General features: G+C 70.3%; 9 protein-coding genes and 1 pseudogene. 4 read left to right on the top strand and 6 right to left on the bottom strand.

Features of this window, described 5'->3' with window-relative positions; all coding sequences use genetic code 11:
- From ACTWQJ_RS37515 to ACTWQJ_RS37530, 4 genes and pseudogenes are all read right to left on the bottom strand, one after another.
- Positions 1-489 (bottom strand): annotated as a pseudogene (locus tag ACTWQJ_RS37515) (hypothetical protein); the annotation flags it as partial.
- A 13-nt stretch (positions 490-502) separates the two neighbouring features.
- Entirely contained in the window at positions 503-799 is a 297-nt protein-coding gene (locus tag ACTWQJ_RS37520; protein WP_003993510.1) for a DUF4193 domain-containing protein, read from the bottom strand.
- A gap of 395 nt (positions 800-1,194) precedes the next feature.
- A complete protein-coding gene (locus ACTWQJ_RS37525; RefSeq protein ID WP_443310917.1) occupies positions 1,195-2,424 on the bottom strand; it encodes a sensor histidine kinase in 1,230 nt (409 codons plus the stop codon).
- Positions 2,425-2,430: 6 nt separating this feature from the next.
- The gene (locus ACTWQJ_RS37530) at positions 2,431-3,084 is read right to left on the bottom strand and encodes a response regulator transcription factor (RefSeq protein WP_007385219.1); all 654 of its coding nucleotides are present in this window, start codon (positions 3,082-3,084) and stop codon (positions 2,431-2,433) included.
- Between the two features lie 434 nt (positions 3,085-3,518).
- Between ACTWQJ_RS37530 and ACTWQJ_RS37535 the strand changes: the two genes are divergently transcribed.
- Entirely contained in the window at positions 3,519-3,692 is a 174-nt protein-coding gene (locus tag ACTWQJ_RS37535; RefSeq protein WP_165396400.1) for a hypothetical protein, read from the top strand.
- Between the two features lie 69 nt (positions 3,693-3,761).
- Here ACTWQJ_RS37535 and ACTWQJ_RS37540 read toward each other — a convergent pair whose 3' ends face one another.
- Positions 3,762-4,577 (bottom strand): inositol monophosphatase family protein, encoded by an 816-nt coding sequence (locus ACTWQJ_RS37540; protein ID WP_443310918.1) that lies wholly within the window; start codon positions 4,575-4,577, stop codon positions 3,762-3,764.
- 8 nt (positions 4,578-4,585) lie between these two features.
- Positions 4,586-5,713, bottom strand: coding sequence for a ferrochelatase (locus ACTWQJ_RS37545; RefSeq protein ID WP_443310919.1), 1,128 nt, complete (start codon positions 5,711-5,713; stop codon positions 4,586-4,588).
- A gap of 187 nt (positions 5,714-5,900) precedes the next feature.
- On the opposite strand from ACTWQJ_RS37545, the gene ACTWQJ_RS37550 reads away from it, so the two are divergent.
- The 3 genes from ACTWQJ_RS37550 (at position 5,901) to sepH (ending at position 9,922) form a co-directional block, all read left to right on the top strand.
- Positions 5,901-7,139, top strand: coding sequence for an MFS transporter (locus ACTWQJ_RS37550; RefSeq protein WP_409469220.1), 1,239 nt, complete (start codon positions 5,901-5,903; stop codon positions 7,137-7,139).
- Positions 7,099-8,418, top strand: coding sequence for a D-arabinono-1,4-lactone oxidase (locus ACTWQJ_RS37555; RefSeq protein ID WP_443310920.1), 1,320 nt, complete (start codon positions 7,099-7,101; stop codon positions 8,416-8,418). Before ACTWQJ_RS37550 ends, ACTWQJ_RS37555 begins: the two co-directional genes overlap by 41 nt.
- 469 nt (positions 8,419-8,887) lie before the next feature.
- The gene (gene sepH / locus ACTWQJ_RS37560) at positions 8,888-9,922 is read left to right on the top strand and encodes a septation protein SepH (RefSeq protein WP_443310921.1); all 1,035 of its coding nucleotides are present in this window, start codon (positions 8,888-8,890) and stop codon (positions 9,920-9,922) included.
- The last annotated feature ends 208 nt before the right edge of the window (positions 9,923-10,130 follow it).

A 10,130-nucleotide genomic window follows, 5' to 3' on the forward strand; every position in this document is an offset into this window, starting at 1 on the left:
AATCGCGGGCGGCACGGGAAGCATGGCCGCCGCGCCGACTCCCGCTCCGACCGTCGCCGACGCGTTCGCCGCGCCAGCCACGAGCTTGTCCGCGAGCTGCTCGGGCCCGAGGCCCGGGAACTGCCTGCGCAGTGTCGCAAGGTCCCGTACGGGGATCCGCGGGGCGATCTCGATGATCCGGTCGGCGAGATACGCCAGGCCCGCCCTGGCGCCGCTGCCGCTCTTGGCGGCGCCGGCCTTGGCCAGGTCCCTGGCCCTGTCCCGGATCACCGCCGCCCGCCGCCTGGCGACGGGGGTGGGACCCTGAGCCGGTACCGGGAGGTCGGCCCGGTCACCGGCCGGTTCGAGCGAGGCTGACTCCGCAGGGACCGGCAGTCCCGTACCGGAGGAGCCTCGCTCGTCGTCACGCACGCCGTGAGGGCCGTCGGACGGCCCCGAGTCCGCTCCCCAGTGGAAGCGGCGCTTCCGAGGTGGGGTCGAGCCAGTCACGGCCGACCCCGCCTCAGTCGCAGTCGCGGCAGATCGGCTGACCGTTCTTCTCCCGGGCCAGCTGGCTGCGGTGGTGCACCAGGAAGCAGCTCATGCAGGTGAACTCGTCCTGCTGCTTCGGCAGCACACGGACCGCCAGTTCCTCGTTCGAGAGGTCGGCGCCGGGAAGCTCCAGGCCCTCGGCGGCCTCGAATTCGTCGACGTCGACCGCCGAGGCGGACTTGTCGTTCCTCCTGGCCTTCAGCTCTTCCAGGCTGTCCGAGTCGACGTCGTCGTCGGTCTTGCGTGGGGTGTCGTAGTCGGTTGCCATGTCGCTCTCCCCCTCCGGGTGTCTGCGGTGTCTCCAGCGCACGTAACGCGTGAGAGGCCGGACTTGTGCCCGACCCGAGGCGGAGATTTTGCCTCACATCAAGGTCTGTTACTCAATCGACACCCAACCGGACTCCTCACGAGTGATCGGCTTGGATGGCGATCGGGACCGTACACGGTCCGAATGTCGCACTTCAAAGGGGCCTCATCGTGTACTTCCCGTGATCAAGCCCCCGGAAAACCCGGATTTTCTGGGCTTTCCGGCAGCTCATTGATCACAGAGAGTAGATGGCCTGAAAATCGCCCTTGTGATCGATCACACATGGGACAGCCGGATGGGTGCCCCGAAAATTCCGCGCAAAGCGAACATTCCTCGGGTGTGTCGGGCCCATGGTCTCAGATCGGGAAGGTGACCCGCATCACGAGCCCTCCGCCCTCCCGGGGCTGCGCCGCGATATGCCCGCCGTGCGCCCGGGCCACGGACCGGACGATGGACAGGCCGAGGCCGACACCCTTGTCGCTCCCCGTGCGCTCGGTACGCAGTCTCCGGAACGGTTCGAAGAGGTTGTCGATCTCGTACGCCGGCACCACCGGCCCGGTGTTCGCGACGACCAGGACGGCCTGCCCGTGCTGGATCTCCGTGGTGACCTCCACCCAGCCGCCCTCGGGGATGTTGTAGCGCACGGCGTTCTGCACGAGGTTCAGGGCGATCCGCTCCAGCAGGACGCCGTTGCCCTGGATGACCGCGCGCTCGCGCTTGCCGCGGATCTGCACGCCCTTGGCGTGCGCCTCGGCGTGCACCTGGTCGATGGCCTGCGTGGCCACCTCGGCGAGGTCCACCGGCTTGCGCTCGACGATCTGGTTGTCGCTGCGGGCGAGCAGCAGCAGCCCCTCGACGAGCTGTTCGCTGCGCTCGTTGGTGGCCAGCAGCGTCTTGCCGAGCTGCTGCAGCTCCATGGGCGCGCTCGGATCGGACAGGTGCACCTCGAGGAGCGTGCGGTTGATCGCCAGCGGGGTGCGCAGTTCGTGCGAGGCGTTGCCGACGAAGCGCTGCTGGGCGGTGAAGGCCCGCTGCAGCCGCTCCAGCATGTCGTCGAAGGTGTCGGCCAGCTCCTTCAGCTCGTCGTCCGGTCCGTCCAGCTCGATCCGGCGGGACAGATCCGAGCCGGCCACCGCGCGCGCGGTGCGGGTGATCCGGCCCAGCGGCGACAGGACACGGCCGGCCATGGCGTAGCCGAAGGCGAAGGCGATCACGGCGAGCCCGAGGAGCGCCAGGAGCGAGCGGCTGAGCAGATTGTCCAGGGCGTGCTGGCGCTGCTCGTTGACGCAGTCGTTCATGGCGTGGTTGAGCTCGGTGGCGGTCGGCTGCGACGGGAAGTTGCAGGCCTCGCTCGCCACCTGGCCGGAGAGGATCTTGAAGGGCAGGTCACTGCCCACGTTCAGCGCGTTCGCCGCCAGCAGGTAGATGATCGACAGCAGCAGGATGCCGGCGATCAGGAACATGCCGCCGTACAGCAGCGTGAGCCTTATCCGGATGGTCGGGCGCAGGATCGGGAACGGGGGTGGCTTCCTGGGGTCCCAGGTGGGCTTCGGGGGCGCCTGGGGAGGCGCGGGGTTCGCTGCCACGGTCGATCAGATCCGGTAGCCGGAGCCCGGGACGGTGACGATGACGGGCGGCTCGCCCAGTTTGCGGCGCAGGGTCATGACGGTCACGCGCACCACGTTCGTGAACGGGTCGGTGTTCTCGTCCCAGGCCTTCTCCAGGAGCTGTTCCGCGGAGACGACGGCGCCCTCGCTGCGCATCAGCACCTCCAGGACGGCGAACTCCTTGGGCGCGAGCTGGACCTCCTTGCCGTCCCGGAAGACCTCGCGGCGGTTCGGGTCGAGCTTGATCCCGGCGCGCTCCAGGACGGGCGGCAGCGGCACGCTGGTGCGCCGGCCGAGGGCACGCACGCGTGCCGTCAGCTCGCTGAACGCGAAGGGCTTGGGGAGATAGTCGTCGGCGCCGATCTCCAGGCCCTCCACCCGGTCGCTGACGTCGCCGGACGCCGTGAGCATCAGCACGCGCGTGGGCATGCCGAGCTCGACGATCTTGCGGCAGACGTCGTCGCCGTGCACCAGGGGGAGGTCGCGGTCGAGGACGACCACGTCGTAGTCGTTGACGCCGATGCGCTCCAGGGCGGCCGCACCGTCGTACACGACGTCGACGGCCATGGCCTCCCGGCGCAGTCCGGTGGCCACCGCATCGGCGAGCAGTTGCTCGTCCTCGACGACGAGTACGCGCACGTCGCTTGTCCTTCCTGTGTCCACCCGCGTAGCGCCTGAGCACGCGCGGGCAGGGGTCTTCGGGGGTGTGTTGACCTCCATCCTGCCCTTTTCGGCCATAAGTGGGCAGTAAGACGGGAGAGCGGGCACCGCGCGGACCCTGCCCGAAGCCCGCGCGGAGGGGCTGCCGGATCCGGGAATGCGAGATTTTCTCCTCCGGTTGAGGTTTCCGCGGAAGGGAGCGGGGGGAGGACCGAATACACCCCGCGATCACGCTCTGCTTGTGCCGCAGCACCATGCGGTACGCCGCGGTCCGCTTTCCGCAGAGTGGGCGTGGGTGTCCGGCACCGTCGCCGCCCAGCAGGGCAGCGCTGGGCACCCACAGACGTGATCGCCCCTTCCGAACGGCACACCCCCGTGCCACCGACCCACGACCCAGGACGAGGGGGCGCAGCATGGACGCTTTCACCGCAGGACTTCTGCAGCGCATAAGGGCGACCGAGTCCGACCTGACGCGGGCTCGTGACGAGGGCGACGACTTCCTCGTCGAGGTGGAGCAGGGCGAGCTCGACGACCTGCGCCGTCTCGCCGCCGAGCATGGCGTGGAAGTCGGCGCGTCCGGCGTCTGACCGGCTCACACGTACGACAGCGGGCCCCGGTGAATCCATCGCCGGGGCCCGCTGCAGTTTTTTGGCTCGTCAGTCGTGCCAGGCGCCGAAGTCCTCCAGGAGCCGCTGGAGGGGCTCGAAGACGCCCGGGGTGCCCGCTACCGTCAGGTCGCGTGACGGGCGCTCTCCGGGGCGTCCGCCGGTCAGCGCGCCCGCCTCCCGGGCGATCAGGTCGCCGGCCGCGAAGTCCCAGGCGTTCAGTCCGCGCTCGTAGTAGCCGTCGAGGCGGCCCGCGGCGACGTCGCACAGGTCGACGGCGGCCGATCCGCTGCGCCGGATGTCGCGCAGGAGCGGGATCAGCCTGCGAGCCACGTCGGCCTGGTGGGTGCGGACCTCGGTGACGTAGTTGAACCCGGTGGAGACCAGGGCCTGGTCCAGGGGCGGCGCCGGGCGGCAGGCGAGGATGCGCTCGCCGTCCCAGGCACCGGTGGCCCAGGCGCCGCCGCCGCGGATCGCACCGTAGGTCTCGCCACGCATCGGGGCCGCGACGACCCCGACGACGGTCTCGCCGTCCTGTTCGGCCGCGATGGAGACGGCCCAGGTCGGCAGCCCGTAGAGGTAGTTGACCGTGCCGTCGAGCGGGTCGATCACCCAGCGGATGCCGCTGCTGCCCTCGCTGGAGGCGCCCTCCTCGCCGAGGAAGCCGTCGTCAGGGCGGTGGCCGGAGATCAAGTCGGTGATCAGCTTCTCCGCCGCGATGTCCATCTCCGTCACCACGTCGATGGGGCTCGACTTGGTGGCGGCGACCGCGAGGTCGGCCGGACGCCCGTCCCGCAGCAGCTCGCCGGCCCGGCGGGCGGCCTCCCGGGCAAGCTGGAGCAGGTCCGTGTGCAGCGTGTCGGTCACGGTGCTCCTCACGCGTAGGGGCTGTCGGCGCCCGCGGCGGCGGGGCGGGGCGTGCGGGCCGGGCAACAGCCCACCGGGCAGAGGTTGTGGCTCGCGCCGAGGACGCCCAGGGCGCAGGGGGTGACCTCCTGGCCGCGCTCGACGGCGGCGCGCTCCAGGACGAGGTCGCGGACCGCGGCGGCGAACCGCGGGTCGGCACCGACGGTGGCCGAGCGGCGCACCGGCAGGCCCAGTTCCTCGGCCTTGGCGTTGGCCTCCGTGTCGAGGTCGTAGAGGACCTCCATGTGGTCGGAGACGAAGCCGATGGGGGCCATCACCACGGCCGGGACGCCCGCGGCGTGGCACTCCTCGAGGTGGTCGCAGATGTCGGGCTCCAGCCATGGGATGTGCGGGGCGCCGGAGCGCGACTGGTAGACCAGCTGCCAGGGGTGGTCGACGCCGGTGCGCTCGCGGACGGCGTCAGCGATCAGCTGCGCGACGTCCAGGTGCTGCTTGACGTACGCGCCGCCGTCGCCGTGGTCCTCGACGGGGCCGGAGCTGTCCGCGGCGGAATTCGGGATGGAGTGTGTGGTGAACGCGATGTGCGCCCCGTCCCGGACGTCCTCGGGGAGGTCTGCCAGCGACCTGAGGACGCCCTCGATCATGGGCTCAATGAAGCCTGGGTGATTGAAGTAGTGCCGCAGCTTGTCGATCTTCGGCAGCGGCAGGCCCTCGGCATCCAGGGCGGCGAGCGAGTCGGCGAGGTTCTCGCGGTACTGCCGACAGCCCGAGTACGACGCGTAGGCGCTGGTGGCCAGGACCAGAATGCGGCGGCGGCCGTCGCGGACCATCTCGCGCAGGGTGTCCGTGAGGTACGGGGCCCAGTTGCGGTTGCCCCAGTAGATCGGCAGGTCCAGGCCGTGGTCCGCGAAGTCCTTGCGGAGGGCGTCCAGCAGGGCGCGGTTCTGGTCGTTGATCGGGCTGACCCCGCCGAACAGGAAGTAGTGCTGCCCGACTTCCTTCAGGCGTTCCTTGGGGATGCCGCGCCCGCGCGTCACGTTCTCCAGGAACGGGACCACGTCGTCCGGCCCCTCGGGGCCGCCGAACGAGAGCAGGAGCAAGGCGTCGTAGGGGGTGGCATCGAGCGCGTCTGGCATGAGTCGATCCTGCCACCCGGCACTGACAGCCGGGAAACGGCGGGTGACCGACGTGTTCCCGGCCTCATCCCGGGGTGTCTCGGACTGCAGCCGACTCGTAAGCTGTATCAGCCACCTTTATGCCTTACCGCAGCCGTATCGGCCCGTCACCCTGGCCGACACGCCGTACCGAGCCGCCGGAGACCCAGTGCCCAGCCCCTATCGCGCCCTGTTCGCCGCCCCAGGCTCCAAGGGCTTCTCCGCCGCGGGATTCCTAGGCCGTATGCCGCTGTCGATGATGGGCATCGGCGTCGTCACGATGGTCTCGCAGCTCACCGGGCGGTACGGGCTGGCGGGTGCGTTGTCGGCCACGATCGCGCTGGCGGCCGCGGTGGCGGGCCCGCAGGTCTCGCGCCTCGTGGACCAGTACGGGCAGCGGCGGGTGCTCCGCCCGGCGACCCTGATCGCGCTGCTGGGCGCGGCCGGGCTGTTGCTCGCCGCGCACTACAGGTGGCCGGACTGGCTGCTGTTCGTGTTCTGCGTGGCCATCGGCTGCGTGCCGAGCATCGGCGCGATGATCCGGGCACGCTGGGCCGCTCTGTATCGCGGCACGCCGCAACTGCACACCGCGTACTCCTTCGAGTCCGTGGTGGACGAGATCTGTTTCATCTTCGGGCCGATCATCTCCATCGGCCTGTCCACGGCGTGGTTCCCGGAGGCCGGCCCGCTGCTGGCCGCCTGCTTCCTCGCGGCCGGTGTCTTCTGGCTGACCGCTCAGCGGGCCACCGAGCCCGCGCCGCACCCGCGCGAGCGGCACGGCGGGGGCAGCGCGCTGCGCTCACCCGGTCTGCAGGTCCTGGTGACCACCTTCGTGGCGACCGGGGCGATCTTCGGGGCGGTCGACGTGGTCACGGTGGCCTTCGCCGAGGAGCAGGGCCACAAGGGCGCCGCGAGCGTCGTTCTCGCGGTGTACGCACTGGGCTCCTGTGTGGCGGGAGCCGTTTTCGGGCTGCTGCACTTCAAGGGGGCGCCCGAACCTCGCTGGCTCCTGGGCGTCTGCGCCATGGCCGTGAGTATGATCCCCCTCCTACTGGTCGGAAACTTGCCGTTTCTGGCCGTGGCGCTCTTCGTCGCGGGCCTGTCCATCGCTCCCACGATGATCACGACGATGTCCCTGATCGAAGAGCACGTACCACGCGCGCAACTGACCGAGGGCATGACCTGGGTGAGTACCGGGCTCGCGGTGGGGGTCGCCCTCGGCTCCTCCGTGGCCGGCTGGGTGATCGACGCGGCCGGTGCGCGCTCCGGGTACGGGGTTCCGGCGGTGGCCGGGGCCGTCGCGGTCGCGGTCGGTTTCCTCGGGTACCGCCGGCTCAAGCAGCCGGCTCCGGGTCGGGGAGGCACCGTTGAGCAGCACAGCGAGCGGGAAGAACGACACGTGGCGTAACTGGGGCGGCACGGTCACCGCCCGGCCCGTACGGGAGGTCATGCCCGCCTCCGTGGAGGAGCTGTCCGCGGCGGTGGCGCGGGCTGCAGAGGACGGCCTGAAGGTGAAGGCGGTCGGTACCGGCCACTCGTTCACGTCGATCGCCGCGACCGACGGTGTGTTGATCCGCCCTCAACTGTTGACGGGCATACGCAACATTGACCGGGATGCCGGCACCGTCACGGTCGAGGCGGGCACGCCGCTCAAGAGGCTCAACATGGCCCTGGCCCGTGAGGGCCTGTCGCTGAGCAACATGGGCGACATCATGGAGCAGACGGTCTCCGGGGCCACCAGCACCGGCACTCACGGCACAGGCCGTGAGTCGGCGTCGATCGCCGCCCAGATCAAGGCCCTGGAGCTGGTCACGGCCGACGGTTCGGTGCTCACCTGCTCCGAGAAGGAGAACCCGGAGGTCTTCGCCGCCGCCCGCATCGGCCTCGGCGCGCTGGGCATCGTCACCGCGATCACCTTCGCCGTGGAGCCGATCTTCCTGCTGACCGCCCGCGAGGAGCCGATGAGCTTCGACCGGGTCACCAGCACCTTCGACGAACTCTGGGCCGAGAACGAGCACTTCGAGTTCTACTGGTTCCCGCACACCGGCAACACCAACACCAAACGCAACAACCGCAGCGCCGGCCCCGAGCGGCCGGTGGGGCAGCTCAAGGGCTGGTTCGAGGACGAGTTCCTCTCCAACGGCGTCTTCCAGGTGGCCAACTGGGTCGGCCGCGCGGCGCCGGCCACGATCCCGGCGATCGCCCAGATCTCCAGCAAGGCCCTGTCCGCACGCACCTACACGGACATCCCCTACAAGGTCTTCACGTCCCCGCGCCGGGTGCGCTTCGTCGAGATGGAGTACGCCGTCCCGCGCGAGGCCGTCGTCGAGACGCTGCGCGAGCTGAAGGCGATGGTCGACCGCTCACGCCTGCGGATCAGCTTCCCCGTCGAGGTGCGCACCGCCCCGGCCGACGACATCACGCTGTCCACGGCATCGGGCCGGGACACCGCGTACATCGCCGTCCACATGTTCCAAGGCACCCCCTATCAGGCGTACTTCACAGCCGCCGAGCGAATCTTCACCGCGCATGAGGGGCGACCCCACTGGGGCAAGGTGCACAGCCGGGACGCGGAGTACTTCGCCCGGGCCTACCCGCGCTTCGGCGAGTTCACGGCGCTGCGGGATCGGCTTGACCCGGAACGGCGGTTCCAGAACGACTACTTGCGGAGGGTTCTGGGGTCGTAGCGGGCGTGGTGGCCTGCGTCTGGACAGTCACCGGTGCCGCCCTCGGACCCGGACACGCACCGACGAAACCGCCGGTTCCGTTTCTGGTGAATCCGTGAAGTACGCCACGTTCGTGATCGAGAAATCCGGTCGGCGGCGGCCAAGTACGGCCCCCGGGACGAAGTTGGGCGGCGCGGCAATCCACGCACGTGGTCCGAATGGAGTACTGTTGCGAGCCCTGGGTCCGGTCTCCCGCCAGGGTGTCCGGGGCCTTCAAGGACCGCCGGGAGGGGGCTTGTTGCACAGGGTGACGGATTTTGTCACTTAGCGTTGCGAATAGGTAACCGTGCCATAACGGCGATCCAGGGCCAGCGCCCGACACGCCGGGCAACTCGGCAAGGTTGTGGCAGGCTGCACCCGGGCAGGCCACACTCGACTAGCGGAAGCAGCGACGCACGTGACGTCGGCAGGCACCACCCGGGAGGTCCCCATGCCCGAACTGCGTGTCGTGGCCGTCTCGAATGACGGCACACGGCTGGTGCTGAAGGCTGCGGACAGCACGGAGTACACGCTTCCGATTGACGAACGGCTCCGCGCCGCCGTGCGCGGCGACCGTCCCCGCCTCGGCCAGATCGAGATCGAGGTGGAGAGCCATCTCCGCCCGCGAGACATCCAGGCGCGGATACGTGCAGGTGCGACCGCGGAAGAGGTCGCCCAGATGGCCGGCATCCCCGTCGATCGCGTACGGCGGTTCGAGGGCCCCGTGTTGGCCGAGCGTGCCTTCATGGCCGAGCGCGCCCGCAAGACACCGGTGCGTCGCCCCGGCGAGAACTCCGGCCCGTTGCTCGGTGAGGCCGTGCAGGAACGGCTGATGCTGCGCGGCGCCGAAAAGGACACCGTGCAGTGGGACTCCTGGCGCCGCGACGACGGCACCTGGGAGGTCCTGCTCGTCTACCGCGTCGCGGGCGAGCCGCACTCGGCGAGCTGGACGTACGACCCGCCCCGGCGGCTCGTCCAGGCCGTCGACGACGAGGCGCGTTCGCTGATCGGCGAGTCCGACGACCTCGGCACGCCCGAGCCCAGCTTCCCCTTCGTCCCGCGTATCGCCCGGCTGCCGCGCGACCGCTCGGTGGAGCGTGCACCGGAGCGGGAGCGGCCGGTCCTGCCGGCCCCGTCGCCGGAGCCCGCCGAGGAGAGCACGAGCGAGCGGGACTCGCTGACCAGCCTGCTGGAGGCGGTGCCGAGCTTCAGGGGCGACCTCGTCGTACCGGAGCGCCCGTCGCCGGAGCCGGCGGAGGAGCCCGCCGAGCCGCCCGCGGCGGAGGAGCCCCCGGCTCCCGCTGCCTCGGCCGGGTCCGCCTATGCGGACGTCCTGATGCCGCGCTCCGTCGGCAGCCACCGCGACCGCCTCGTCGGCGCCACCGACCGCCAGGCCGAGGCCGACGGCGTCCGCCCCGGCCGCAGAGCGGCGGTCCCGAGCTGGGACGAGATCGTGTTCGGGACACGACGGAAGAAGCAGGAGTAGTACGCAACGCACGAAAACGACTGCCCGCAGCTGCCATAGCTGCGGGCAGTCGTGCCTCCCCCTAATCCGAAAATCGATGCGTCAGCGGGCAGGCGGCAGCACCCGGCCGAGCGGTAGCGAGGTCGGGTGTGGATCGTGTGGGATCAGGCTGCGGCGGGTTCGAGGCTGACCTTGTAACCGAGCGCTTCGAGCTGATGGACATGGCTGC

The organism is Streptomyces sp. KR55 (genome assembly GCF_052245645.1).
GTDB lineage: Bacteria > Actinomycetota > Actinomycetes > Streptomycetales > Streptomycetaceae > Streptomyces > Streptomyces flavusporus.

Excerpts from the sequence above, each read along its gene's own strand:
- ACTWQJ_RS37520 (WP_003993510.1), bottom strand. The coding sequence starts at position 799 with ATGGCAACCGACTACGACACCCCACGCAAGACCGACGACGACGTCGAC.
- ACTWQJ_RS37535 (WP_165396400.1), top strand. The coding sequence starts at position 3,519 with ATGGACGCTTTCACCGCAGGACTTCTGCAGCGCATAAGGGCGACCGAG.
- ACTWQJ_RS37545 (WP_443310919.1), bottom strand. The coding sequence starts at position 5,713 with ATGCCAGACGCGCTCGATGCCACCCCCTACGACGCCTTGCTCCTGCTC.
- sepH (WP_443310921.1), top strand. The coding sequence starts at position 8,888 with ATGCCCGAACTGCGTGTCGTGGCCGTCTCGAATGACGGCACACGGCTG.